16 protein-coding genes and 1 pseudogene are annotated in these 25,405 nt (G+C 73.8%); 5 read left to right on the forward strand and 12 right to left on the reverse strand.

What is annotated here, in order from left to right:
• Positions 1 to 429 precede the first annotated feature (429 nt).
• From ACIGO6_RS02825 to ACIGO6_RS02840, 4 genes are read right to left on the reverse strand one after another with little or no spacing between them, the layout of a single operon-like run.
• On the reverse strand, positions 430 to 3,732 hold the full coding sequence (locus tag ACIGO6_RS02825; RefSeq protein WP_399870322.1) for an SAV_2336 N-terminal domain-related protein: 3,303 nt from the start codon (positions 3,730 to 3,732) through the stop codon (positions 430 to 432).
• Positions 3,722 to 4,747 carry an AAA family ATPase gene (locus ACIGO6_RS02830; RefSeq protein ID WP_399870325.1) on the reverse strand — a complete coding sequence of 342 codons (1,026 nt, stop codon included), beginning with the start codon at positions 4,745 to 4,747 and terminating at the stop codon, positions 3,722 to 3,724. Before ACIGO6_RS02830 ends, ACIGO6_RS02825 begins: the two co-directional genes overlap by 11 nt.
• A gap of 36 nt (positions 4,748 to 4,783) precedes the next feature.
• Positions 4,784 to 6,427 (reverse strand): trypsin-like peptidase domain-containing protein, encoded by a 1,644-nt coding sequence (locus tag ACIGO6_RS02835; protein WP_399870328.1) that lies wholly within the window; start codon positions 6,425 to 6,427, stop codon positions 4,784 to 4,786.
• On the reverse strand, positions 6,424 to 6,783 hold the full coding sequence (locus ACIGO6_RS02840; RefSeq protein ID WP_399870331.1) for a CU044_2847 family protein: 360 nt from the start codon (positions 6,781 to 6,783) through the stop codon (positions 6,424 to 6,426). The genes ACIGO6_RS02835 and ACIGO6_RS02840 overlap by 4 nt, the downstream gene beginning before the upstream one ends.
• A gap of 222 nt (positions 6,784 to 7,005) precedes the next feature.
• Here ACIGO6_RS02840 and ACIGO6_RS02845 point away from each other — a divergent pair, with 222 nt between their 5' ends.
• The gene (locus tag ACIGO6_RS02845; RefSeq protein WP_399870334.1) at positions 7,006 to 10,638 is read left to right on the forward strand and encodes a S8 family serine peptidase; all 3,633 of its coding nucleotides are present in this window, start codon (positions 7,006 to 7,008) and stop codon (positions 10,636 to 10,638) included.
• A 231-nt stretch (positions 10,639 to 10,869) separates the two neighbouring features.
• Here the strand turns inward: ACIGO6_RS02845 and ACIGO6_RS02850 are convergent, their stop codons facing one another.
• The 3 genes from ACIGO6_RS02850 to ACIGO6_RS02860 all read right to left on the reverse strand — a co-directional run bounded on the left by ACIGO6_RS02850 (position 10,870) and on the right by ACIGO6_RS02860 (position 15,232).
• A complete protein-coding gene (locus ACIGO6_RS02850; protein ID WP_399870337.1) occupies positions 10,870 to 12,264 on the reverse strand; it encodes a carboxyl transferase domain-containing protein in 1,395 nt (464 codons plus the stop codon).
• Positions 12,257 to 13,714: an acyl-CoA synthetase gene (locus ACIGO6_RS02855; RefSeq protein ID WP_399870340.1), complete on the reverse strand. Its 1,458-nt coding sequence runs from the start codon at positions 13,712 to 13,714 to the stop codon at positions 12,257 to 12,259. The genes ACIGO6_RS02850 and ACIGO6_RS02855 overlap by 8 nt, the downstream gene beginning before the upstream one ends.
• Positions 13,715 to 13,804: 90 nt before the next feature.
• On the reverse strand, positions 13,805 to 15,232 hold the full coding sequence (locus ACIGO6_RS02860) for an SLC13 family permease (RefSeq protein ID WP_399870343.1): 1,428 nt from the start codon (positions 15,230 to 15,232) through the stop codon (positions 13,805 to 13,807).
• A 175-nt stretch (positions 15,233 to 15,407) separates the two neighbouring features.
• On the opposite strand from ACIGO6_RS02860, the gene ACIGO6_RS02865 reads away from it, so the two are divergent.
• The gene (locus ACIGO6_RS02865) at positions 15,408 to 16,121 is read left to right on the forward strand and encodes a FadR/GntR family transcriptional regulator (protein WP_399870346.1); all 714 of its coding nucleotides are present in this window, start codon (positions 15,408 to 15,410) and stop codon (positions 16,119 to 16,121) included.
• Between the two features lie 289 nt (positions 16,122 to 16,410).
• Here the strand turns inward: ACIGO6_RS02865 and ACIGO6_RS02870 are convergent, their stop codons facing one another.
• The 3 genes and pseudogenes from ACIGO6_RS02870 to ACIGO6_RS02880 form a co-directional block, all read right to left on the reverse strand.
• Positions 16,411 to 17,301, reverse strand: coding sequence for an NmrA family NAD(P)-binding protein (locus ACIGO6_RS02870; protein ID WP_399870349.1), 891 nt, complete (start codon positions 17,299 to 17,301; stop codon positions 16,411 to 16,413).
• An 83-nt stretch (positions 17,302 to 17,384) separates the two neighbouring features.
• Complete coding sequence (locus ACIGO6_RS02875) at positions 17,385 to 17,825, reverse strand: MarR family winged helix-turn-helix transcriptional regulator (protein WP_399870352.1); 441 nt, start codon at positions 17,823 to 17,825, stop codon at positions 17,385 to 17,387.
• 669 nt (positions 17,826 to 18,494) lie between these two features.
• Positions 18,495 to 19,018 (reverse strand): annotated as a pseudogene (locus ACIGO6_RS02880) (hypothetical protein).
• A gap of 173 nt (positions 19,019 to 19,191) precedes the next feature.
• Here ACIGO6_RS02880 and ACIGO6_RS02885 point away from each other — a divergent pair.
• The 3 genes from ACIGO6_RS02885 (at position 19,192) to ACIGO6_RS02895 (ending at position 22,729) form a co-directional block, all read left to right on the forward strand.
• Positions 19,192 to 20,820 carry an IS200/IS605 family accessory protein TnpB-related protein gene (locus ACIGO6_RS02885; RefSeq protein ID WP_399870355.1) on the forward strand — a complete coding sequence of 543 codons (1,629 nt, stop codon included), beginning with the start codon at positions 19,192 to 19,194 and terminating at the stop codon, positions 20,818 to 20,820.
• 296 nt (positions 20,821 to 21,116) lie between these two features.
• Positions 21,117 to 21,890, forward strand: coding sequence for an IclR family transcriptional regulator (locus ACIGO6_RS02890; protein ID WP_399870358.1), 774 nt, complete (start codon positions 21,117 to 21,119; stop codon positions 21,888 to 21,890).
• The gene (locus tag ACIGO6_RS02895; RefSeq protein WP_399870361.1) at positions 21,887 to 22,729 is read left to right on the forward strand and encodes an SMP-30/gluconolactonase/LRE family protein; all 843 of its coding nucleotides are present in this window, start codon (positions 21,887 to 21,889) and stop codon (positions 22,727 to 22,729) included. Before ACIGO6_RS02890 ends, ACIGO6_RS02895 begins: the two co-directional genes overlap by 4 nt.
• Positions 22,730 to 22,777: 48 nt before the next feature.
• Here ACIGO6_RS02895 and ACIGO6_RS02900 read toward each other — a convergent pair whose 3' ends face one another.
• Positions 22,778 to 24,184 (reverse strand): FAD-dependent monooxygenase, encoded by a 1,407-nt coding sequence (locus ACIGO6_RS02900; protein ID WP_399870364.1) that lies wholly within the window; start codon positions 24,182 to 24,184, stop codon positions 22,778 to 22,780.
• On the reverse strand, positions 24,174 to 25,385 hold the full coding sequence (locus tag ACIGO6_RS02905) for an MAB_1171c family putative transporter (protein WP_399870367.1): 1,212 nt from the start codon (positions 25,383 to 25,385) through the stop codon (positions 24,174 to 24,176). Before ACIGO6_RS02905 ends, ACIGO6_RS02900 begins: the two co-directional genes overlap by 11 nt.
• Positions 25,386 to 25,405 lie beyond the last annotated feature (20 nt).

Consider the following 25,405-nt stretch of genomic DNA (forward strand, 5'->3'; position numbering starts at 1 on the left):
GCAGATCCTCCCGAGAGCGCGGACCGTGCCGGCCGCCCGGCGGCCGGCCTCTCAGGCATCGTGAGCCCGGGCGGGAGCGCGCGCCTGCTGGAGGGGGCCGGGCGGGGGACCGCCGAACGGGGGGTGCGGTCGGCGGTTCCCGGCGGTGGAGCGTGTCGGCGTACGTACTCCTGCGATGTGACGCGGGGCAGCGGGACGACCGTCAGGGCGTCGCCGGACGATGTCCAGCCGCACACCTCCCGCTCCGCGGCCCCGGCGAGCGGGTCCGTGGGTGAGGCCGCCGTGCGACGGGCCCGGAGCCGGGCGTCGGCGGGGGTCAGGTGCGGTCGGGCCGGGGGACGACGGACACACCGGACGTCGTGGCCGGGCACCTGCACCCGCTCGAGGTCGAAGGCCCGGCCCTCCCGGACCGCGGTGAGGGTTCACGGGTCAGCTCGGCACCGTGCCCCCGGGTCCGCCGCCTCCGCCTCCGCGGTGCTCCTCCGCGGCCGGCTCCTCCAGCAGGGGCGTCCAGAGGGCGTCCTCCGTGGGGAAGGGGCCCTCGGGAAGCTCGTCCGGCGCGGCCACGACGCGGCTCGGCCCGTCCGCGCCCGGAGCCTCGTCGTCCTGCGGCCACGCCTCGTCCCACTCCGGCCACGGGCGACGGTCCGACGGCCTCTCGTGCTCCTCGCGCAGTTCCCGGCCCAGCGCCGTCAGAGCCGGGCTCCGCCCCCCGGACAGCTCGTACTCCTCGTACACCTCCAGGGCCTCCTCGGCCCGTCCCTGACGGCGCAGCGCGAGCAGGTACAGGCGGCGGAAGTCCTCCCGGTGCGGGTGGGCGCGCAGCAGGCCGGCCAGGTCGGCGGACGCACGGTCGTACCAGCCGAGGGCCAGGTCGATCTCGGCGCGCTTGGTGTACAGGGCGAGGCGGAGGCGGTGCAGGCGGGTGCGGGCGGTGCGGGCGGCGGGGCCGGGCACGTCCGCCAGCGGGTCGGCCCCGCGCCAGAGCGCCAGCGCCTCGGTGACCCGGTCGCGTGCGTCGGGGAGCGAGCCCTCCAGCCGGGTCGTGTCGGCACGCCGCACCAGGTAGTCGCAGTGCACGACGTCCACGTAGTCCGCGCTGGTGTGCACCGCGTAGCCGTGGGCCGCCTTCGCCAGCGCGCCGGGGCCCAGCACGGCCGCCAGCCGGTTCGCGAGGCGGGTCAGCTCGGCGCGCCAGTTCCTCGGCTCGTCGCCCGGGTCCCACAGCCCCCACCGCAGCTCGTCGTGCGTCACCGTGCGGCCGTGCTTGAGGAGGAGCACGGCGAGCAGCGCGCGCACGTCCGGCTCGAGGTCGGGGGTGCCGTCGGGGAGTTCGACCCGCAGCGGGCCGAGGACGCGGTACCGGCGCCGCCGGTACACCTCCCGAGCCCGCGTCGACAGCACCGGGCGCGTGAGCGTCTCCCGGCCCCGGGCCTGTGTCGTGGCGGAGGGGGACATCAGCTGGTCGAAGGCGTGCGCGTACTGCATTCGCAGACCGACCGGCAGATGACCGAGGCGGCGGGAGTCGACCGGGACCGGTACGTGCGACGTGCCCGACGTCAGCCGCAGCAGTACCTCGCACAGCGCCCGCAGATCCGCGGACCGCCCGGCCGGTTGGCGCGTCCGGCCCGGTTCGAAGAGGCTCAGCCGCACCGTCCCGTCCGGCAGGAGCACCACCCGGGACGCCTCCAGCGCACCGTGCGTGATGCCCGCCTCGTGCACGGCGGCGAGCGCGCGGGCCAGCTGGGTCCCGACCGACACGGTCAGCGGCGCAGGCAGCCGGTGACCGTAGGACCGCGCGAGGGTGTGCAGGGTGATGCCGTCGAGGTGCTCCATGACGACGTACGGGATGTCGTTTTCGATGCCGGCGTCGTGGACGGCCACTACGTTGCGGTGGTTGATGTTCTTCAGGATTCGCGCGGCGCGCAGGAAGTCCTCGCGGCCCGCGCGGTCGGTGAGCGCGTCGTGCAGCCGGATCGCCACCGTCCGCTTCTCGGCCCGGTCCTCGGCCGACCACACCCCGCCGGCCGGGGCGAGCCTTCGCAGCAGCCGGTAGCGACCGGCAAGCCCCGGCGGGAAGGGCGAGGCGACCGGCGCCCGCTCTACGTGGGCCAGCCGCTGTGCGCTCTCCTGGCTGATCGTCGCGACCCCCTCGGTCCGCGCGGCCCGCTCGGTGCCGTCCGGGGCCGGGACCAGCGCGCGGAACTCGCCGGGCGAGCGCCCCGCGCGCTCGTCGATCAGGCAGCCGGTCCGCAGCAGGAGCTCGCGGGTGCGGCTGCGGGCGGTGCGGGGCAGACCGCGCAGCAACAGGTCGCGTACGCCGGGTCGGAAGGCGTAGGAACCGGCCGGCCCGGTGACGGACGTGAGCATGCCGCTGAGGATCACCTCGGCCAGGTGCTGGGGGCGCGGACGCGGCTCCACGGCGGCCTGCACCAGGCGCATGACCGGCAGGTCCGGGCGACCGAGCGCGAGGTGGCCGGCCAGCCGGAATGCCTCCCGGGACGCCGTCGCGCGAAAGCGCAGCACCAGTTCCTCGGGGGACAGTGCGGCGAGGTCGGTACGGTCGTCGGCGTCCGCGGGCAGCGGGCGGTGCAGCGGGGCCGCTGCGCCGGGGTGCTCGGTACCGCCCGGACTCGCCACCAGCGACGCCCAGTTGGCCAGCCACCGCGGGCCCGGCTCCAGCACCGGGACGGGCACGGCGCCTTCGGGCCCGAACGGGACGGCGGTGTCGTACGGGAGGAAGGTGAGCGTCGCGTTGGCGGCGGCGCGGTGCGGCGCGGCCAGCCGCCCGGGGACCGGCGGCAGGGCGGTGTCCCGCCACAGGTGCTCGGGCAGGGGCTGGACGACGGCCAGCGGCATCTGGCGCGCCCAGCGGCGCAGGGTGCGGTACCACAGGGTGCCGGCCGGGCCCTCGCGCCACTGCGGGCCCATGCAGTCGCTGATCAGGAGGGTGACCGTACGGCCGTCGGCGGGGGTGTGGGCGCCACCGCCCCGTACCGTGCCGTCGGGTTCCGCACGGTGCAGGGCGACCGTGCGGAAGACGCCCGACTGGGCGAGCACCGTGTGCAGTTCGCGGACGAAGGGCCGCCAGACGGGCATCGTGGGCCCGGCGTCGTACACCAGGTTCAGGCGCAGCCAGCGCTCGCGCGCCGGGCGCATCACCGGGAGCCACCAGCGCGGGTCGGCACCCAGGCGGGCGATGCGGTCGGCGGTCGCCCGCTCGTCCACCACCCTGCTCAGGGGGGCGTCGGTGCGGCGCTTCAGGGGGCGCAGGGAGCGTTGCAGTGCCAGCGGGTGGGGCAGCATCGGCGGGGCGGGGGCCAGCAGGGACCGGTGGGGTTCGGTCGCCGCCGTCCCCCGGGAGGGGGCCGGGGAGGGCAGGCGCAGCGGGGTGCGGGCCGCTTCCGGGGCGGGGGCCGGGTTCTTGCGCCGGTCCCACTCGTTCCGGTCGCTCCGCTGCTGCCGGGGGTCCCGCCGCTCTTCCGTGTCGCGCCGGTCCTGCTGTTGTTCCTTCGGCCGCCAGAGCGCGGTCGGCGGCGGCTCGTCGGGCGCCTGCACCGCCCGGCCGGAGCCGTCCGGCGTCCCGGCGTCCCCAGGGGGCTCCATCTGTCCGGCCAGCCAGAGGAGTTCGGCCAGCTCCAGCGGGGTCGGGCGCACGCCCGAAGTCGCCCGGGCCAGGATGTCGGAGAGGCGGGGCAGCGGTGGGGGCGAGCCGGGGCGGTCAGAAGGCATCCGGCTGCGGGGCCTGGCCCAGGTACGGCATCAACTGCTCCGCCAACTCGTCGAGGGAGCCGGCGCCGAGATCGGAGTTGTGGGCGAGGTAGATGGCGTTCAGGAGCTGGTCGGTGGCCAGGTCACCGCTGCCCACCCGGGACAGGAACCGGTCGATGAGCTGCCGCGCGTACGCGTCGGGTTCGCCCAGGTGGGCGCGGACGATCTCGGCGAGGTGGTCGTCGTCCGGCTGACGCAGCCGCAGCGCGACGCAGCGGCGCAGGAAGGCGGGCGGGAACTCGCGCTCGCCGTTGCTGGTGAGGACGACGAACGGGAAGGCCTTGCAGCGGACCCGGCCGCGCTCGACCGGCACTCGCTGATCGGTGCCGTCGACCATCACCTCGGCCCGCCAGTCCGGGGCCTGCCGGGAGGCGCGGACGAGCTCGGGGATCTCGTACTGGCCCTCCTCCAGGACGTTCAGAAGGTCGTTCGGCAGGTCCAGGTCGCTCTTGTCGATCTCGTCGATGAGCAGGGCGCGGGGGCGGGCGTAGGGGAGCAGCGCGGTGCCGAGCGGGCCGAGCCGCAGGTGGTTCTCGACGCCCGTGCCCGCCGCCGGGCCCTCGTGCTCCTCGGCGGTGTGGCGGGCCGCGTACAGCCGGGAGAGCGGGTCGTACGTGTAGAGGCCGTCGTGGAGCGTGCTGCGGCTGGTGATGTTCCACCTCAGGACCGGGCCGAGCCTCAGTTCACGGGCGACCGCGTAGACGAGGGACGACTTCCCGGTGCCGGGTGGGCCGGTTACCAACAGCGGGCGCCGCAGATACAGGGCCGCGTTCACCAACTGCACCGTGTGCTGGGTGGCCTGGTAGGTCGCGGCGCGGTGGGTGCGGTCGGGCGAGGTGGCACCGATGTCGGCGTCCTCGTCCGGCGGGTCGAGCACGGGGCCGCCGTCGAAGGCCCGCCAGGGCGGGGGAGGGGGCATCTCGGTGATCTTGTCGTGCGGATTCGACGCGCCGGTGTAGACGGGCCACAGGGGCATGGGTTCCTCTCTCCGAGGGAGTGGTGCGGCGGCGGTTCAGCCGACGGGCGAGTGCAGAGGGGCGGCGGATTCGGCGAAGCAGCGGGGGTCGTCCCACAGCAGCTGGACGTCCCTCGCCCAGTGCTCCTCGGGGACGTCGGCCGCGTCCGCCGTCTCGCGCAGCTCCATGACCAGACGGGGGAGGTCGGACGGCGGGACGCCGGCCACGGACAGGGCTAGCTCGTCGAGGAACGCCGTGCCGGAGCAGGGGCCGTCGTGCTGCTCGCCCGGGCACCCCCGACGCGGCCACAGCAGCACGGGCACGGGGACGTTGAGCCCCACCTCGAAGTGCTCGCCCACGGCTGTGGGCGGGGCGGCGTAACCGGCGAGCTCCACGTCGTCCCGCAGCCGCTTGCGCAGGCCGGCCGGCCGCTCCCGGGTGCCGCAGTCGACGCGGTGCAGCGTCGCGCCCGGACTGACCCCGAGCTTGCGCCACTTCTTGCGCAGCTGATGGCGGAGCCTTCCGTCGCGCAGCCGCCGACGGTCGGTCACGACCAGCGGGTGGGCGCAGCCGAGCGGGGTGGGATCGTCCTCGCCGCACCTCCAGTGCGCCACCGGTTCGTTCAGCCGCTGCCGCGGGAGCACGAAGGCGAGCAGCTCGTCCGCGTCCGGATCGAGCTGCGCGAACGCGTCGTCGATGCGCTCCTGCACGAAGGAGGGCACCGAGCCCCACGGCAGCCGGCGCACGGCCACCGGGCGGCGCTGCCCGTCGCGGTAGGCGGACATCTCCACGGTTACCTGGTCGGCGCCGGCGCCGCTGTGATCGACCTCGACGACGATCGGCGACCATGTCGCGGGGCGCGGCGGCGGGGCGTGCAGCATCCGCTCCAGCCGGTCGGCGAACCGGGCCACGGCGCCCGAGTCAGGCACCTCCCACTGCACGAACGCGGCGGCCTCCCACAGAGAGGCGAACCCCTCATCTGGCGGGTCGGGGTCGAAGTCGTCCATGGCTGAGACGTACAACCGTTTCGGATCGCACGTCAGGCCGGTCTGCTCCGCCCGGCGCACCAGCGCGTACAGGCGCCTGCGGGCGTCCGCCCGGTGGCCCTGCGTCGGCACCAGCGCGCCGAGCTCCGGCCAGTAGCGGGCCATGACCTCGACCGGCAGCATCCGGCCGACGCGTACCTCCCGGGCGCCCGCCACCGCCGAGACCATGCCGGCCACCGTGCCGTCCGCCAGCGTCACCGCCGCGCCGCTGAACCCGGCCGCCAGCGGCTGCCCGTGCGCCGTGAGCGCCTCCAACTGCGCCCACTCGTCCGCGATGAGCGGGCCGGGCAGAGCCCGGTAGGAGGCGAGTGTGCCCTCGTCGTACTTCTTCGGGAAGCCGTAAATGACCAGCTCGGGCGCGCTCTGTGCGGCGCCGGGCGGGGCGAAGACGGCCGGGGTGAGGGGCACCTCACTCTCCAGTTCCAGTACGGCCAGGTCGCCGCGGTCGTCGGCGCCGGCCCGCCAGCCGCCGTGGACGGCGACCGTGGCCGTCAACTCGCCCAGGTCCCGGCGGCCCGGGAAGCTCGCCGTGATCGTCGCGCTGTCGCAGAACCTGACCACATGGGCGCAGGTCAGCAACCGCCGAGCGGAGACGAGGAATCCGGCGCCGACCTCGTTGCCGCACTCGATGCGGGCATGCCACGCGCCCCTCATGACCCGTCGGCGGCTTCCGGGCCCTGCGGACGCGTCGTCGACGACTGGGGCGACCAGCTCAGCTTGACCACCAGATGGCCCTCCGCCGAGCCCTTGGCGATGACGGCACCCGCCTCCGCGCTGAGCTTGACGCCGAACTCCAGCTCCACGGAGTCGGGTTTGAGCGCGCCGTCCCGGAAGACCCGTAACGCCGACTCGGCCGCGGTCCGCACGCCCTCCAGGGCGCCCTCGAAGGTGCGGGCCGCCCGGGCCGGGCCGTCTCCCCGCGAGACGAGCCGGGCGCCGTCGTCGTCCTCCACGCCCTCCACGACGACCTGCGCGCCGTCTTCCGTTCTGAACTCGACCAACCCGTCCATGACCCCGCACGCTCCCCGTGTGCCGTACCTCCGCGGAAAGACATTGTGACGGACGGTACTCACTCGTGTCCCGGGTTTCACCGCCGGTCCGGTATGCCCCTGGCGGGAAGCCGCCAGGGCGTCAATCCGCCACGTCTGGTCAACTCACTTGTCACACAAGTCCCGTGAGACTTCTCGCAGCACTCGTCTCAGCACTCTACGACGAACTGAAGAGAGGCGTGCATGAGCAGCTCACTTGTCAGACGCGGGGCGACCCTCCTGTCGGCGGGGCTGGTGATCGCGTTGCTGCCGGCCGGTGCGGCGGCGGCACAGGAACCGCCACCCCCGGACGCAGCCCGCACCCCGGCGGCCGCCGCCCGTACCGTCACCCTCGTCACCGGCGACCGGGTGACCGTCACCGAACTGGGCGGCGGGAAGAGAACCGTCACGGTCGAGCGGCCCGAGGGGGCGACCGGCGCCGTGCGCACCCAGAGCGCCGGTGGCCGGACCACCGTCGTACCGGACGAGGCACTGCCGTACCTGCGCGCCGGCACCCTCGACGAACGGCTCTTCGACGTCGACGCGTTGCTGAAGCAGGGACTCGCGGACGCCGAGACCGGCGAGCTGCCGCTGATCGTGACCTACGACAAGGGCGCGCGGGCCGCCACCCCGAAGGGGACCGAGCGCACCCGGGCGCTGCCCAGTGTGCGCGGGGCCGCCGTCGAGGCCGACAAGGGGCGGGCGTTCTGGCGCGAGTTCACCCGGCGAGGCGCGGGCATCGACGCCGTGTGGCTCGACGGACGGGTCAACGCCGCGATGGCCGAGTCCAACGCGCAGATCGGCACGCCCGAGGCCTGGCAGGCCGGGCTGACCGGCGAGGGCGTCACCGTCGCCGTGCTCGACTCGGGCGTGGACGCCGGCCATCCGGACCTCGACGGCCGGATCGCGCAGAGCCGCAGCTTCATCGCGGGCGAGGAGGTCGCCGACCGGCACGGCCACGGAACCCACGTCACCTCCACCGTCGGCGGCAGCGGCGCCGCCTCCGACGGCAAGGAGAAGGGCGTCGCGCCCGGCGCCACGCTCGCCGTCGGCAAGGTCCTGAGCGACCAGGGCACGGGCAGCGAGTCCGAGATCATCGCCGGCATGGAGTGGGCCGCCCGGGACGTGGACGCCGACATCGTCTCCATGAGCCTCGGCTCGACCGAGCCCAGCGACGGCACCGACCCGATGGCGCAGGCCGTCAACACCCTGTCCCGCGAGACCGGCGCCCTGTTCGTCATCGCCGCCGGCAACACCGGCGCCCCGTCCTCCATCGGCTCGCCCGGTGCCGCCGACGCCGCCCTCACCGTGGGTGCCGTCGACTCCGCCGACGAGGCCGCCTGGTTCACCAGCGCCGGGCCCCGCTACGGGGACAACGCGCTCAAGCCCGACCTGTCCGCCCCCGGCGTCGGCATCCTCGCCGCCCGCTCCCGGCTCAGCGAGGGCAGCGGCGACTACACCTCCATGGACGGTACGTCGATGGCGACGCCGCACGTCGCCGGAGTGGCCGCCCTGCTCGCCCAGAAGCACCCCGACTGGACCGGCGCGCAGCTCAAGGACGCGCTGATGTCCACGTCGAAGCGGCTCGACGCCTCCGCCCACCAGCTGGGTGCGGGCCGGGTGAGCGTGCCCGAGGCCATCGGCGCGCAGGTCACCGCCACGGGCAGCGCCGACCTCGGCTTCCACGCCTGGCCCTACGACGGCAACAAGCCGGTCACCAGGACCGTCACCTACACCAACTCCTCCGACGAGCCGGTCGAGTTGAGCCTGTCCGTGCAGGGGGCCCCCGAGGGCGTCGCCACCCTCGCCGACACCGCCCTCACCGTGCCCGCGCACGGCACGGCCTCGACGACCGTCACCGGCGACGGGGCCAAGGCGCCGGTCGGCAACAGTGGCGGGCAGATCGTGGCCTCGGTAGGCGGCACGCCCGTCGCGCACACGGCGTTCGGGCTGGTCAAGGAGGAGGAGCGGTACACGCTCACCGTGCACGTCAAGGACCGGGCGGGTGCGGCCACCGCCGCCGACCTGGTGGTCCAGCAGCTCGCCGAGGGCGTGGACCCCTTCCCGGCGCACGTCGGTGACTCCGGCACCCTGGAACTGCGCCTGCCGCCCGGCTCGTACAGCCTGAGCTCCTTCCTCGACGTGCGCGGCAGCCACGGCGCCGACTCGCTCGGGCTCGGCTTCCTCGCGGCCCCCGAGGTCGTCGTCGACCGGAACCGCGAGATCACCCTCGACGGCCGGGAGCTGCGCGAGATCAGTGCCGACGTCGACCGGCGCACCGAGACCCGGCAGCTGATCATGGAGTACGACCGCAGCGCGAACGGCGCCGACCTGTTCGGCGCGGTCCAGGTGCCGCTGACGTACGACAGCATCTTCGCCGCGCCCACCCGGAAGGTCACCGAGGGCGACTTCGAGTACCGGACCGTGTGGCGGCTCGGCAAGCCGCTGCTGGAGGTCAAGGGGATCGGCGAGGCCGTGGTCCAGTCCGGCGGCACCCTGATCGAGGGCCGCAGCCGGATGCCGCTGGTCGACGTCGGCGACGGTCCCTTCCCGGACGGGGTCGAGGGCAAGGCGGTCCTCGCCCGGCTCACCGAGGGCACCGAACCGGCCGCCCTCGCCCGGGCCGCCCAGGACGCGGGGGCCAGGGCCCTGTTCGTGACCGACGACGCGCCCGGCCGGCTGATGCAGTGGTGGGGCACGGACGACAACGCCGACCGGCCGCTCCAGATCGCCACGGTCTCCGCCGCCGATGCGGCCCGGCTGCGTGCCGCCGGCCGGGTCGACATGACCGGCACCCGCAACACGCCGTACGTGTACGACCTGTCGGAGGGGCACCCCGGCGCGGTCCCCGACCGGGACCTGACCTACGAGCCCGGTCGGCGCGACCTCGCCGCCGTGCACACCAAGTACCACGGTGCCGAGCCGGCGAGCGGCGGCGAGTTCCGGTACTCGATCACCGACACCTTCCCCATCGGCCTCGGCTTCAAGGAGCGGATCGACTACCCCGTCGAGCGGACCGAGTACGTGTCGACCGGCCCCGGCCAGCTGTGGCACGAGTCCGTGGACTCCGCCGGCGCCGCACTGGAGCAGCGTGGCGGACTGGTCCGGTACGAGGGCGGCTCGCGTCCGGTACTCGACTGGTTCAAGCCCGTCTGGCACCCCTATCTCGGTACCGGGCTCGGCTGGGGACAGCAGCGCGCGGGCAACCAGCTGAAGTTCAACGCCCCCGGCTGGGGCGACTCCGGCCCCGACCACACCGGCTTCGGCGACGTGTGGAGCGAGGACAGCGGGATGACGCAGACCACGTCGGTGTACCTGGACGGCGAACTGGTCGACGAGGGACCGAGTTCCGCCGCCTACGTCTGGGACGCGCCGGCCGACGAGCGCACGTACCGGCTCGTCACCGACACCGCGCTCGACGCGGCGCGGTGGCCGCTCGCGACGAAGGGGCACGCCGAGTGGACCTTCCGCTCGGCCGCCACGCCGGAGGACCGCCAGACCTTCCTGCCCCTGATCAACCTCTCCTTCGACGTCGACACCGACCTCGCGGGCGAGGTGCGCGGCGGGAAGAAACTGCGGGTCGGGCTCGGAGCGGAGTACGTGGCGGGCGCCCCGGGCACCGGGACGATCGGCGGCGGCACGCTGGAGGTGTCGTACGACGACGGGAAGTCCTGGCAGCAGGTGCGGCTGCGCGGCGGCGGTGACGGGGAGGCCTCCTGGTACGGGACGCTGACCGTGCCGCGCGACGCCGACCACGTCTCGCTGCGGGCCTCGGCGCGCGACGACCGGGGCGGCTCGGTCGAGCAGGAGATCGTTCGGGCCGTGTCCGTGCGGTGACACGCGGACGGCGCCGCCTCCCTGGGACGGGGAGGCGGCGCCGTCGTGTCTCTCGGACCGTCAGACCAGCCAGCCGACGAAGTGGGCGAGGCCGGCGAGGATGTCGGTGAGAACGTTCATGATCGTGCAGCTCCTTGCGCTGTGCATGTGTGGGACCTGTTGTGGGACTGTGCGTCGACTACGGTCTGCAGCCCGTTGCTCGCACGCCGTAAGTCTCGTTGGTCCCGGCAGTCACATCCGCTCTTCCGATCGACGATCACCTGTTCCAGGGAACAACTGATCGCCTGTTCGGGTCACCCCCAGTTCGGTCAAGTCCTGCGGCCGCAGACGCAGTTGACCGGCCGTCGCCTCCACCTCCTCCGGCGGGCGCTTCAGGATCGCCGCCGCGAGCTCCGGCGCGATCACCGAGAAGTAGCTGTCCGGGGTCGCCCAGGTGGCGCCGGGCGCGGCCAGCGCCAGCGCGCCGCCCGAACCGCCCTCGCCGATCACCAGCGTGGTGACCGGAGTGCGGACCGAGGCCACCGCGCCGAACAGGTCGGCGATCGCCGCGCCCACCCCCTGCCGTTCCGCCTGCGCGTCGTTGGCCGCGCCCGGTGTGTCCACCAGGGTCACCACCGGTATGCCGAGCCGGTCCGCGAGCCGGATCAGCCGGGTCGCGGTGCGGTACCCGGCGGGCCGGGTGGCCGTCCCCGTCTGGGCGGCGTACGCGACCGTACGCCCCGCGTGCGCACCGAAGCCGCAGAGCATCCCCTCCGGGTCGGTGCCCCCGCAACGGTCGCCGGAGAGGGCGACGCGGTGGGTGAAGTAGGCGTCCAGGTACGCCCCCGCGCGCGGGCGTTCGGGAGCGCGGGCCCGCCGGACCGCGTCCCACCCGGTCTCCGGCAGGTCGCCGGCGCCCAGCGGCGCGGGCACCGGCGCCGGGTCGTCCGACGGCGCCGTCAGCAGCCGCAGCCACCGCCCCAGCGTGCCGCGCAGCTCCCCGGCCGGTACGACGGCGTCCGCGCTGCCCGCCGCCACCTGCGCCTCGGCCGTGTACGCCGCCGGGTCGGCGTCCGGCGGCCGGACCCGGGAGCCGGCGAAGCCGACCTGGGCGCCGGGCAGCGCGAGGACCACGTCGGCGCCCGCGCCCAGGGTCGCCCAGCCGCCGCCGGTGGCCGGGTCGCGCAGCACGGCTATCTGCGGCAGCCCGGCCTCGCGGGTGAGCGCCGACTGCCGGGCCACCCGCTGGAGCTGGGTCAGCGCGAGCATCCCCTCCTGCATCCGGCTGCCGCCGGTGGCGACCAACGGCACGACCGGCAGCCGGTGTTCCCGGGCGTACGTGTACGCGGCCTCCAGCCGGTCGCCGGTCCCCCGGCCCAGGGAGCCGCCGAGGAAGCCGAACTCGAAGGCGAGCAGCACCGCCCGGACGCCCTCGACGTGCCCGGTGCCGCAGACGACGGACTCCTCCTCGCCGGTGCGGGCGGCGGCGCGGGCGCGCGAGGCGTCGTAGCCCTGCCAGCCGAGCGGGCCGTCGGGATCCGGCAGGGTCGCGGGGTGGGGCAGCTCGGTGAAGTCGTCGGTGAGCAGGGCGAGGAACGCCCGCGCGGACAGGCGCTCGGCCGGCTGCCCGGCCATGGGCTCAGTCATGGCTCAGCGCCCGCTTCATGATCTTCCCCATGTCGTTGCGGGGGAGGAGGTCGAGGTACCGGACGACACGGGGCCGCTTGTGCGGGGCGAGCCGCCCGGCGACGTGGTCGGCCAGCGTGTCCGGTGCGGGCGGCGAGGCCGGGTCGGCCGGCACGATCCACGCCACGATCCGCTCGCCCAGGTCCGGGTCGGGCTCTCCGGTGACGGCCGCCTCCCGCACCCCCGGGTGCTCGAGGAGCGCGTTCTCGATCTCACCGGCGCCGATCTTGTACCCACCGCTCTTGATCAGGTCGGTGGCCTTGCGGCCGACGATGCGGACATAGCCGTCGGGGTCGCGCACCGCCATGTCGCCGGTGCGGAAGAAGCCGTCGGGGGTGAAGGCGGCGGCGGTGGCGTCGGGGCGGTTGAGGTACTCGGTGAACAGGTTCGGGCCGCGCACCTGGATCTCGCCGACGCTCTCCCCGTCCAGCGCCGCGATCGGCGTGCCGTCCTCCTCCACCAGCCGCAGCTCCACGCCCGGCAGCGGCACGCCCACGGTCCCGGCACGCGGCTCGCCGTCCGCCCGCACGCTGGTGTTCATCAGCGTCTCCGTCATGCCGTACCGCTCGATCACCCGCCGTCCGGTCGCGGCGGCGATGCGCTCGTGGTCGTGCACGGGCAGCGCGGCCGACCCGGAGACCAGCAGCCGGGCCCCGGCCAGCGCCTTCGCCAGCTCCGGGTCGCGGGGGAGGGCCTCGGCGATCCGGTGGTACATCGTCGGCACCCCGAACAGCATGGTCGCGCCCTCGTTCAGCTCCCGCGCCGCGCCCTCGGTGGAGAACCTGCCCAGGTGCCGCACGGAGCCGCCGCGCCGCAGCGGACCGAGGATGCCCAGCACCAGCCCGTGCACATGGAACAGCGGCAGCCCCTGCACCAGCACGTCCTCGCCGGTCCACTGCCAGGCGTCGGCGAGCGCGTCCAGGGTCGTGGCGAGCGCGCGGCGCGGGATGACGGCGCCCTTGGGCGGGCCGGTGGTGCCGGAGGTGTAGACGACGAGGGCGGGGGCGCCGTCGTCGGCGTGGTCCTCGGGGACGGGCCCGGTGGCGTGGACGTCGACGTCGACGCGCTCCAGCGCGGCCAGGGCGGGCGGGAGTTCGCTGCCCGGGGGCGTCAGGACGAGCGACGGCTCGCTGTCGGACAGGATGTGCGCGAGCTCCTTGTCGCCGGACTTCGGGTTGAGCGGCACGGCGGGGACGCCGGCCAGCAGGGCGGCCACGACGGCGACGGCGGTCTCCATCTCCGGGGTCGCCCAGACGGCGACCCGTCCGGCGGCGCGGATCCTCCCGGCCGTCGCACCGGCCGCGGCGGCGAGTTCGGCGTAGGTCAGTGAGCGCTCGCCGAACCGCAGGGCGGGCCGGTCGGCCGGGGCGCCGGTCGGGGTCGGGGAGAGGGCCGGGAAGAGAGGGGACACGCTGCGTACTCCTTGGTTGTCGCTCGCGACTGCCGGTTCCTGGTGGGGCCTGCCGGTTGCCCGTGGGGCCCGGTGAGGCCGGGTGGGGACCTACCCGAAGCCGGGCACGACCAGCACCAGCCACACCAGCGCCGGCACGGCCGTCACCACGATCCCCCCGTACACCATCAACTGCCTAAAGAACCGCTCGCGGTCCACGTCCGGCGCCGCGGCCAGGACCAGCGCGCCGTTCGTCGAGAACGGACTGACGTCCACCACCGTCGCCGAGACCGCGAGCGCCGCCACCATGCCGACCGCCCCGATCTCGCCCTGCGCGAGGAACGGCACCGCCAGCGGGATCAGCGCGCCCATGATCCCCACGGAGGAGGCGAAGGCGGACACGACGGCGCCGATGTAGCAGAGCAGGACCGCGGCCAGCAGCGGGACGCCGATGCCGCCGACGCCCTCGCCGGCCCAAGTGATGGTGCCCAGCTCCTCCAGTACGCCGACGTAGGTGAGGACACCGCAGATCAGCAGCACCGTGGACCAGGCGATCTCGCCGACCGCGCGGCGGCTGTCGTCCGGCCAGGCGGTGCTCAGCACGACGGCCAGGGTGACCGCGGTCAGACCCGCGTCCAGGTCGAAGCCGAGGACGGCAACGACCAGGGCGACCAGGGCGGTGAGGGTGGCGATCCGGGCGGGGGTGAGGCGGGTGGCGCCGGTGGCGTGGGTGTCCGGGGCGGGGCGGGCGGCTACGGCGGTGGGTGCTGCGGGTGCTGCGGGAGCAGTGGGGGTGGTTCCCCCGGTGCCGGCCCCGGGCTCGGTGCCGGTGCCGGTGTTGCGGCCCGTGCCCGTGCCGGCGGCTGTTCCGGTGCCGTCGGCCTCCGTGCCCTTGCCGGGCCCGCCGTCGCCCTCCGCCGTCACCGCCCCCCGCGCCCACAGCTTCCGCCCGCCGAGCACCGCGAACAGCACTCCCGCGATGACGAGGTTGGCGATCAGCGAGGCAAGGAAGAGGGTGACCTCGCTGCCGGGCAGGTGCTCGCGCTCGACGATGCCGTTGACGATCGAGCCGTAGATGCTGATCGGCGAGAAGCCGCCGGCCTGCGCTCCGTGCACCACCATCGTGCCCATGAGCAGCGGGCTGATCGCGTACCGGGTGGCGAAGCTCAGCGCGATCGGCGCCACGATGGCCACCGCGGCCGGGCTGACCGCGCCGATGGCCGTGAGCGCGCCGGTGAGCGCGAACATCACCCACGGAATCAGCGCGACCCGGCCCCGCACCAGCCGGACGGCCGCGTGCACCAGCCAGTCGGTGGTGCCGTTGGCCCGGGCGATCGCGAACAGGTAGGTGACGCCGACGAGGACGACGAAAAGGTCGCCGGGGAAGCCGGCGAAGATGCCGTCCGCGTCGAGGTCGGCGACGAGCGTGCCCACCCCGAAGGCGGCGGCGAAGGCGAGCGCGCCCATGTTGACGGAACGGGTGGTGGCGATGACGAACACCACGACGAGGACGAGGATCGAGAGGAGTTCGGGGGACATACGAGGGCTCCCGAGGGCTTACCTGATTGGCTGAGTGGCTGAGCCACTTGGACGGTGCGGCTGGTCGGTCAGCGTGGGCCCGGCCGGGGTCGGCGTCAAGGGGTCGCGCAGGAATTGGCTCAGCCAATCGGCCACATGCCGCCCGGTGTTACGCTCCGGGCGAGAGGGGGATCTCGTGACCGACGCCTTGCGCCCCATGACCAAGCAGCGCCTGTACGAACAGGTGCTGGAGCGGCTGCGCCAGTACGTCACCGACGGCGGCCTGCGCGCCGGTGACCGGCTTCCGCCCGAGCGTGACCTCGCCCAGCGCCTCGGCGTCAGCCGGGCCTCGGTGAAGCAGGCGATCGTGGTCCTGGAGGTCCAGGGCCTGGTCGAGGCGCGGCACGGCGGCGGGACCTATCTGGTCCGGGACAGCCTCGACGTCGAACCCGTCGAGAAGATGGTCGAACGCCGGCAGCGCCTGCCGGACGTCCTGGAGGCCCGCGAGGCGCTGGAGACGAAGCTCGCCGAACTGGCCGCCGAGCGCCGCACGGAGGACGACCTGGCCGCGATGCGGTCCGCGCTGACCGTGATGGCCGAGGAGATCGAGAGCGGCGGTCACGGAGTCGAGGGCGACCGCCTGTTCCACGCGGCGGTGACGGCGGCGGCGCACAGCAGCCTGCTCGCGGAGTTCATGCGCTCCATCGCCCACCAGATCGCCGAGAGCCGCACCGAGTCCCTGCGCCAGCCCGGCCGGCCCGGCCGCTCCCTGGCCCAGCACCGGGCCATCCTCGACGCGATCGCCGCACACGAGCCCCGGCAGGCCGCCACCGCGATGCGCCGCCACGTCCGCACGGTCGCCAAGGTCCGCCTGCTGGACTGGGACCCGGGGGAGGATCAGGAGCGTTAGCCGGGACCAGGCCGTCCGAGGTCGTCAGCCTGCGCACGGGTCCAGACGCCGGCGCGGCGGCCTCGCTGGCGTAGTCGGTGAGGTCTTTTGGTTGGCGGCCCGGGGCCTCCTGGACGTGGATCTTTACCTCGCCGTCGACCGGCGGCCTCCCGACAACCAGTGCGCCGGTGTCGGCCTCGGGCACGCCCCGGGAGCTTCGTGACTACTTCAACCGTTGGCGGATGCGTTGCCGTGCCCAGAGCACCGAGACCGTGGGCACGACCGCGGGGCGTTCATCGCGGCCGGAGGCTCAGGAACCAGCCACGTTTGTGGGCGCGGTCCAGCCGGTAGCTCGGATCCACTCGACCAGGTCCAGGGTGGCCGGCTCGATCGAGCGCACCACCGTGAGGTCCGAAGGGTATTCCGCCGCCTCCGCGAACTCGCGGAACATCACCTTGTCGAGGTCGTTGGGAAGCACGCTCAACGGGAGGGTCTCGTACCGTGCCGGGAGCCCGGCGCGCGCGCCGAACGCCGCGGCGATCTGGGGGCCCGTCAGCTCGTCGCCGACGAGCTCGACGGCTCCGTCGGGCGCCTCCGCGGTGTCGAGCAGGAGCGCGGCGGCGACCCGGCCGACGTCCCTGACCGAGATCATCTTCAGGGGAACGTCCTCCGGCAGCGGCATCCTCAGCACGATCTCCCCATGCTCCAGGCTCGGTGCCATCACGCTCGCGAAGTTCTCCATGAAGGCGGTCGCGCGGACCATCGAGGCCCTGAGGCCGGACTTCCTCAGGTGCTCCTCGATCGAGTGCTTCGAGTCGTGGTGCGGCACACCCGACTCCCGGTCCGCTCCGAAGACCGAGTTGAACACGACGTGCGGGACGCCCGCCTCGACCGCCGCGTCGACGAGCGCGGTACCGATGCGGATCTCCGCCTCGACCTCTTCGAGGCTGTTCGCCTCCGGGGTCATGAAGTAGAACCCCTCCACCGTCGCCAGCGCGGCGGCCAGCGACGCCGGGTCGTCGGCCCGGATGGCCGCCAGCTCGACGCCGCGGGCGGCCAGCGCCTGAGCCAGGTCGGACTGCGGGGTGCGGACCAAAGCCCGCACCCGCGCCTTGTGGTCCAGCAGCGCGTCGACCACCGCCCCGCCCTGTTGCCCCGTCGCGCCGAAGACTGCGATCGTGCCGGTCGTCTGCGTGCTCATCGCTGCCACCCTTCACTAGTTCACGCCATGAACGAAATTAGTTCATGGCGTGAACTAGGTCAAGGTGCGGGTGCAGCGGGACCTCACGGTGTGATGGGTTGGTTCGAGGTGGGCGAAGAGAGGTCCGAGGTGTCCACGATGGCGGTGGCCACGCGCTCGAAGTCGCGCTGGTCGTCGGCGTCGAGGTTCCTCGCGATCTCGGGCAGGCGCTTGGCGACCTCGGCGTAAACGGCCTCGCCGAGCGCCTTCCCCGCGGGCGTCGCACTGAGCATGACGACGCGTCGGTCCTGCGTCGAGCTTGCCCGGCCGACCAACTCGCGCCGCGCGGTGCGATCGACCAGCTGGCTCAATGCGTTCTTGGTCATACCCAACGAGGCGGCGAGGTCAGCCATCTGCCGCGGCTCGTTCCTGACTGCGCAGAGCAGCGTGGCCTGCGAGGGGGTCAGGTCGAACTCGGCGCAGACCTCCGCGTACTTGCGTTGAATCACAACCGAGAGCCAGAAGAGCTTGTCGCCATAGTCCACGCCGACCTCCCCGGTCCGATGACAAACGGCCAGCCTACTCGTCGCGGGCCGGCAGTCTGACGCTGGCGGCCTCCTGGCTGGTCCTGGCGTTGAGCCCCGCAGGCAAGGTGCGCGAACTGCCGCTCACCGTCGCGTCAGACCATCCTGGCCGGACAGGCGATACAGCTACGTTGCCAGAGGCAGCCGAAGGATAAATGGCTGTCCGAGGCCCGAGCAGGACTCGCCCCCGTGCCCCGCGCGGGCGCCAACTATCGCTGAACGTCACGTCGGCATTGGTGTTCCAGGGGTCTGGAATGGAACGCATGTGTGAATGCGGGATGTGCAGCGGAACCCTACGGGAACGTGCATGCCAAATAGAGGAGGATGGTGGGGCCGTGGACGGCCGCATCGGGTCGGGCTGGCCGATCACGGGGCGTGGGCCGTCGAACGTACTGTTCGTTACAGCGCGTGTCCACATGGCAGACACAGCCGAGTCGGTGGGCTGCACAGGGGCGTAGGGTCGCCGCCACCCCGCCCATCGCCCCGGTCCCACTCGGTAGCCCTCGATCAGCCGGGCCCTCGCTGCCCACCGGCCGGTCGACGCCTTCAGTGGGGTGGTGGTCAGGGCTCGCAGCCTCGAAGGCAATGGGGATGCGCTGTTCCGACCCCGAGTGAGGCCCGAATGGCAGCTCAGTCGCCGGTGACCGTGCGCTGCAGCAGCCCCCAGGTGAACTCCGCGGCCATTTCGTGCCGTACGCCGTCCCGGTCCGGGGCGGTGAGGCGAGCCCCCAGCGGGTGGGGGTCGAGCCCTGGAGTGGCCGGGCGGGAAGGAAGGCGCGGGCCGCCTCGTCGACCGTGCAGGACCAGGGCGTGAGGTCGTCCAGGGTGCGCAGCCGCGGCCCCTTGGCGCCGGGGGCGCGGACCGGCCACTCGTTCCAGACGACGCCCTAGTCGGCGACGAGCACCTCGAAGCGCAGGTCGGGCCAGAGGGGGAGTGCCCACTGCTGGGCCTCGCACTCCAGGTCGCCGATCCGGCGGGGGCGTACCGACTCGGGCTCGCCCAGGACGGAGCGGTAGCGCGCTGCGGCCGAGTGGGGCCGCGGAGAGCGGAGCATCGCCTGCCAACGCTTGTTGGCCTCCCGCATCCGCGCGAGCGAGGCGCCCAGCTCGCGGCGGGCGTCCTCGACCGGGCCGGGGTTGGGAACTGCTGGGATCTGGCTGAGTGCGAGTGCGTTCCGACGTGCGGGAGTGAGTGCAGGGGGCGAGGGGGTCTGTATCTGTGATACCGGGGAAGGAACGGAAGTTCGTTGGTCGAAGACGTGACCTCTGTCGGGTGTGGTCGTTGGTTGTGGTGAGTGGTGTTCACGGCTGGTCGGGGGGTGCGGGGGTGGGTGGACTGCGGCAGGTTGCGGCGCCGTTCGTCGCACTGGGCCCTTCGGGGGTCGCGGTTCGTACCCGCCTCAAGCAGCTCACCCCCACCGATGTGGAGGTGCTGCGGCGGGTGGGCGCGCATCTGGGCACGCTGGCCTCGCGTGACTTGAAGGCGCGTTGTCGTGACGGCCTGGAGCATGATGCCGGGGCATGGGCGCTACGCAAGCGGGAGCTGACCCCGGTGTCGTCGGCCCGGTGGGCGGGTGCGATCACGAAAGCGTCGCATGATCAGTGGGCGCTGGCCCGCCGCTGTGCCCGGGCGTACATCCAGTCTCTGGAGGCAGGTGTGCGGACGCTGCGGCAGCGACTGTCGCTGCCGGTCGGGTCGAAGGGTTCGAGGAAGGTCCCGGGTGGTTGTCGCAGTCGGCGGGAGTGGCATGCCAAGACCCGCCGACTGCATCTCTTGGAGGCCCGACTGGAGCGCGCACGCGCCGACTGGGCAAGTGGTGCAGTTCACCTGGTACGGGGCGGCAAGCGCCTGGCCCGGGTGCGGCACCACCTGGCCGACGCCCGGCTTACCGAATCCCAGTGGCGTGCGCGCTGGGAAGCGGCACGGTGGTTTCTGCAGGCGGACGGGGAGAGCGGGAAACGGTTCGGGAACGAGACCATCCGCGTCAGCCCCGACGGCGAGGTCAGCATCAGACTCCCCGCTCCGCTCAGGGAGCTGGCCAACGCCTCACACGGCCGGTACGTCCTCACTGGCCGAATCCGGTTCGCGTACCGCGGGCAGGATTGGGCCGACCGCGTCGCCGCGAACCGGGCCGTCGCCTACCGCATCCACCACGACGTGAGCCGTGACCGCTGGTATGTGACCGCCTCCTGGCAGAAGCCCATCACCCGCACGATCCCGCTGGCCGCGGCGCTGACCGAGGGGGTGATCGGGGTCGATATGAACGCCGACCACCTCGCCGCCTGGCGCCTCGACACCCACGGCAACCCCACCGGACACCCACGCCGCTTCTCCTACGACCTGACCGGCACCGCCGAACACCGCGACGCCCAGATCCGCCACGCCCTGACCCGGCTCCTCAACTGGGCACGGACCTGCGGGGTGAAGGCCATCGCTGTCGAAGACCTGGACTTCACGGCCGAGAAGACCCGCGAGAAGCACGGCGGCAGGAAACGCTTTCGGCAGTTGGTCTCCGGCATGCCCACCGGCCGCCTCCGCGCCCGCCTCGTTTCGATGGCCGACCAGACGGGGATCACGGTCATCGCCGTGGATCCGGCCTACACCAGCAAGTGGGGCGCCCAGCACTGGCAGAAGCCGCTCACCAGCACCACCCGTAAGACCACCCGTCACGATGCGGCGAGCATCGCGATCGGGCGACGCGCCCAGGGAATCCCGGTCCGGCGTCGGACGGCACCGCCCCGCACCCACCAGAGCGATGGATGCGGGCATCGGACCGTCCAGGCCCCACCGGAGATTCCGGGGCGTGAGGGACCCCGCCCCCGCGTTCCCGGACCACGGACACGATCCGTGTCGCCGGACGCGGAGCGAACGCGGGCGACCAGGACACCCAACACCGTTCGGGGTGCCCGCAGTGAATGGGAATGGGTCCAAGACTCACTCCTGCTCACTGAATAGGAACGGTTGTGGTCGGCCATGCGGCGCAGCAGCACCAGCTGGAAGTCGAGCGGGGTGAAGGGGCCGGCGGGCTGCTTTCCGGTGGACATACGGACATCGTGGCCCAAGGGCGGGCCGAGGGCCCAGAGGGGACGGCGGGGTCCGAGAGGGGACGACGGAGCCGGGGGCGCCTGCCCATTGCCCCGGCAAACGCGATATGAGTAGCCTGTGTTCGCCATTCCGATCGCCTGTTGAAATCTCGAACAACGCGGGATTCTCGTCGCAGGCGCCTGAGACACCTAGGGAGGGGGCCGGACATGGGACGTCTCGTACCAGCCGTGACCCGGGCTCTCGACATACTCGAGCTCTTCCTCGACGGGGACGGCACGCTCTCCGCCCCCGACATCGTGCGCCGGCTCCAGCTGCCGCGCACCACCGTGCACGAGCTGGTGACCACGCTCTCCGCCCGGAAGTACATCGTCCCCGTGGCCGGGCAGCCCGGACGGTACCGGCTCGGCGTGCGTCCGTACCAGCTCGGCGCCCGCTACGCCGAGCACCTCGACCTCGCCGCCGAGGGCCAGCAGGTCGCCCGGACCGTCGCCGAGACCTGCGACGAGACCGTGCACGTGGCGATCCTCGAGGACACGGACGTCATCTACATCGCCAAGGTCGACTCCACGCACGCGGTGCGCATGGTGTCGGCGGCCGGCCGCAGGCTGCCCGCCCACTGCACGTCCGTCGGCAAGATGCTGCTCGCCTCCCTTCCCGAGCCGGAGGTCGCCGCCCGCTTCCCCGACGGCGTCGAGCTGGCCGCGATGACCCCGAACAGCATCACCGACCCGGCCGCGCTGCGCGAGACCCTGGCGCGGATCCGCGAGCGCGGCATCGCGGTGGAGAACCGCGAGTCCAACCCGGACGTGTCCTGCGTGGCCGCCCCGGTCCGCGACCGCACCGGGCGGGTCGTCGCCGCGCTGTCGATCTCCGTGCCCATGATCCGCTGGAGCGAGGAGCGCCGTGACGAGCTGGAGCAGCTCGCCGCGAAGGGCGCCGCCGACCTCTCCGAGCGGCTCGGCCACCGGAGCGCGGCATGACGTACGAGGTGGCGGTACGGGCCGAGGCGAGCCTCGGCGAGGGGCCGACCTGGGACGCGCGGGCGGGCCGGCTGCTCTGGCTCGACATCCTCGGCAGCCGGGTGCACACCTACGATCCCGGCTCCGGACGCCGGACGGTGCGCACGACCGAGCAGCACGTGGGCGCGGTCAAGCCCCGCGCCGGCGGCGGCCTGGTCCTCAACCTGCGCGACGGCATCGGCCTCCTGGACCCCGACGACTCCTTCCGCTGGCTGCACCGGGAACCCGTGCCGGGCCGCCGCGCCAACGACGCCGCCGTCGCCCCCGACGGCAGCCTGTGGGCCGGCACCATGCGCTACGACGAGGCACCCGGCGGCGGCACGCTGTCCCGGGTCACCGGGGACGGCACGGTCGAGACCGTCCTCGACGACGTGGCGGTGAGCAACGGCACCGGCTGGAGCCCCGACGGCCGGCTGATGTACTACATCGACTCCCCGACCCGCCGGATCGACGTCTTCGACACCGGTGACGGCTCCGTCGACAACCGGCGCCCGCTCGCCACCGTCGAGGACGGCGCCGGCTTCCCCGACGGGCTCACCGTGGACGCCGACGGCTGTGTGTGGGTCGCCCTGTGGGACGGCGGAGCGGTACGCCGCTACACCCCGGACGGCCGGCTGGACCGGGTGGTCGACCTGCCGGTCCCCCGCGTGACGGCCTGCGCCTTCGGGGGCCCCGACCTGACCGACCTGTACGTCACCACGGCCCGGGTGGGCCTGACGGCCCCCCACCCCCTGGCGGGCTCGCTCCTGGTGGTCCCGGACGCGGGCCGGGGGCTGCCCCAACCGGCGTTCGCGGGCTGAGCGCGGGGCCACCGGGTCCGGGGCGGACGTGGGGGTGCGTCCGCCCGCTCACCTTCCGGTGCGGTCCAGCCGCTGGAGCACGTTCCGCTCACCCGGCGTCAGCGGCGGGCCGCCGAGCTGCGGCAGCGGGGGGCCGGCGAGGGCGGCCAGGAGTGCGGTGGGGTGGAACATGCGGGTCGGGGGTGTGCGCATGCTGGTGACGTCCCAGATGGCCGAGGCCGCCGCGTAGGAGCCCGTGGCCGCCTTCGTCATGCGGCGCGTGTACGCCGTCAGGACGCGGTCGGTGACGCCCGGCCGTCCTCCGCCGCGCACCCCGGGGTAGAGGACGTCCTGGCCGACGGCCGTGGCCCACGCCGCGTCCACCGAGCGGGCCGCGCCCCGCAGCACCCGCCGGGCGAGACCGGGCGCGTCGAGGGCGCCGGCCCGCGCGAGCTCCCGGCCGAGGACCCGCGCGCCGAACGCGGCCACCGACATGCCCTGCCCGTAGGCCGGGTTGAAGGTGCCCAGCGCGTCCCCCAGGACGACGAGACCGTCGGGCCACCGGGCGGACCTCTCCAGGTACCGGCGGACATTGCTGGTGGACCGGCTCAGGTGCACGTCGGTCAGCGGCTCGGCGCCGGAGATCAGGCGGCCCACGACGGGGTCGGGCAGTTCGAGCGTGTACCGCAGGAAACCCTCCGGATCCGCCGGCGGCTCACCGCCCCGCGTGCCGCCGCAGCTCACCATCCACCGGTCGCCCTCGATCGGCAGGACCATCGCGCTCCGCCCCGGCCGGGACACGTACGGATCGGCCTGCACGATCGTCAGCGGGAACCGCTCCGCACCCTCCGGCACCCGGTAGATGCGCGTCGCGTTGACCAGCCCGCAGTCCACGGTGTGCTCCCGGACCCCGGCCAGCCCGAGCCCGTCGAGCCAGGTGACGACCCGGGTACCGCGCCCGCTCGCGTCGACGACGAAGTCCGCGTCGAGCTCCGTGTCCCCGTCGGCGTCCGCGACGCGCACCCCACGTACGCGATCGGCGGACCCCGTCAGCCCCACCACCGCGGCCCTGCGGACCACCACCGGGCACTGCTCGAGGACCGCGGCCCGTACCGTCCAGTCCAGCAGGGCCCGGCTGCACGTGAGCATGGCGGGCCCCGCGCGCCGCCACCGCCGCAGCCAGCCCTCCGACGTGCGGGCCAGCATGCCCGAGCTGAGGGACACCTCGTGGGCCCCGGCGGCGAGCAGCCGCCCCCGCAGGCTCACACCCGGCACCAGCTCCTCCATCGCGGCCAGCCCGCCGGCCATGAGCAGATGCGCGTGCCGCCCCTGCGGCAGTCCCCGGCGGTGCTCCGGCCCGTCGGGCAGCTCGTCCCGGTCCAGGACGACCACCTCGTCCACTCCGGCGGTGGACAGTACGGCCGCGGCCAGCATGCCGGCCAGGCCGGCTCCGACGACGACAGCTCTACGCGACATGGGGCTCCTCGGGCTCGGCCAGGGGTCCGGACAGGGAGGACGGTGCCGTGCCGTCGGGCGCGGCGGCCTGGGCGGGCGGACGGTTCAGCGCCTGCGCCAGCTCGACCAGCCCGCCCGGGCCGGAGACCTCGGTGGCGTGCAGACGGTACGTACCGGTGGTCCCGGGTGGTTCCTCGCGGGCGGCGGCCCGGCGCGCGGCGTCGGTGAGCATGGCGGCCTCCGCCGCCAGCCGGGCCTGGTGGGGGGAGCGGCCCGCGCGCAGGGCGGAGTCCCGCACCCGCTCACGGACCCGGTGGTCGAAGTACGGCGCCAGCGTGAGCAGCCCGTCGTGGATGGACACCTCACGCCACTGGAGCCGGGCCTGGGGGAGCTGCCACCAGGCGGTCGGCGGCTCGGGGGCGGTGGACACCGACCGCACCAGCGACCACAGCGGCTCCAGTCGCCGGTAGTCGCCCAGCCCCCGCCAGTGGGCGAGCACGGGCGGCAGCAGTCTCGGCAGCACGAACCCGGCCGAGCACAGCAGCGCGGCCAGCGAGGCCATCGGCGGGGCGACGGTGGTGGACAGGAAGTCGAGGTCGTGACCGGTCCAACGCGCCACGACCGCCGTGTACTTGGTCAGCTGGAACCCCAGCACGTCCAGCAGCGCCCCCAGCAGGATCAGCCGCAGCCCGGTCCGCAGCAGCCCGCGCACCTCGCGGCCCCACTTGAGGCAGACGACGCACATCGCCAGCATCGCCGCGCTGTGCCCGAGCAGGTACAGCAGGATCATCTCCCGCATGAACGGTGTGGCGGCGTAGTACGTGTCGAGGTCGGTCAGCCGCTCGGTGTCCGCGTCGGCGAGGGTGAAGAGCACGACGATGGCGGCGACCAGCAGACCGTAGGCGGCGATGCTGCGCAGCACCATGCGCCGCACCCGCTCGCGAGGCCCGCCCCGCCAGTTGATCAGCAGTACGAGCACGGCGCAGCTGTACGCGGAGAGCATGCCGTAGGTCAGCGGTGCCCCGAAGTTGGGGACGCCGGTGAGCTCGTTGACGGTGGCGAGGGAGGCCGGGGCGGCGCAGACGAAGACCAGCGCGCCGAGGGCGACCGCCGCGCAGGTGGACAGGGTCAACGGGTTGCGCAGGGCCGTGCGCGGGCGGCGCAGCAGCAGGACGGAGGTCAGCCCGAACACGCAGGCCGCCAGGTACACGACGAGACTCATACCGGCCGGCTCCTTCCGCC

The organism is Streptomyces sp. NPDC053750, assembly GCF_044544295.1.
Taxonomy (GTDB): Bacteria; Actinomycetota; Actinomycetes; order Streptomycetales; family Streptomycetaceae; genus Streptomyces.

Excerpts from the sequence above, each read along its gene's own strand:
- ACIGO6_RS02860 (WP_399870343.1), bottom strand. The coding sequence starts at position 15,232 with ATGTCCCCCGAACTCCTCTCGATCCTCGTCCTCGTCGTGGTGTTCGTC.
- ACIGO6_RS02825 (WP_399870322.1), bottom strand. The coding sequence starts at position 3,732 with ATGCCTTCTGACCGCCCCGGCTCGCCCCCACCGCTGCCCCGCCTCTCC.
- ACIGO6_RS02870 (WP_399870349.1), bottom strand. The coding sequence starts at position 17,301 with ATGAGCACGCAGACGACCGGCACGATCGCAGTCTTCGGCGCGACGGGG.
- ACIGO6_RS02835 (WP_399870328.1), bottom strand. The coding sequence starts at position 6,427 with ATGAGGGGCGCGTGGCATGCCCGCATCGAGTGCGGCAACGAGGTCGGC.
- ACIGO6_RS02845 (WP_399870334.1), top strand. The coding sequence starts at position 7,006 with ATGAGCAGCTCACTTGTCAGACGCGGGGCGACCCTCCTGTCGGCGGGG.
- ACIGO6_RS02830 (WP_399870325.1), bottom strand. The coding sequence starts at position 4,747 with ATGCCCCTGTGGCCCGTCTACACCGGCGCGTCGAATCCGCACGACAAG.
- ACIGO6_RS02850 (WP_399870337.1), bottom strand. The coding sequence starts at position 12,264 with ATGACTGAGCCCATGGCCGGGCAGCCGGCCGAGCGCCTGTCCGCGCGG.
- ACIGO6_RS02890 (WP_399870358.1), top strand. The coding sequence starts at position 21,117 with ATGGGACGTCTCGTACCAGCCGTGACCCGGGCTCTCGACATACTCGAG.
- ACIGO6_RS02895 (WP_399870361.1), top strand. The coding sequence starts at position 21,887 with ATGACGTACGAGGTGGCGGTACGGGCCGAGGCGAGCCTCGGCGAGGGG.
- ACIGO6_RS02840 (WP_399870331.1), bottom strand. The coding sequence starts at position 6,783 with ATGGACGGGTTGGTCGAGTTCAGAACGGAAGACGGCGCGCAGGTCGTC.
- ACIGO6_RS02905 (WP_399870367.1), bottom strand. The coding sequence starts at position 25,385 with ATGAGTCTCGTCGTGTACCTGGCGGCCTGCGTGTTCGGGCTGACCTCC.
- ACIGO6_RS02900 (WP_399870364.1), bottom strand. The coding sequence starts at position 24,184 with ATGTCGCGTAGAGCTGTCGTCGTCGGAGCCGGCCTGGCCGGCATGCTG.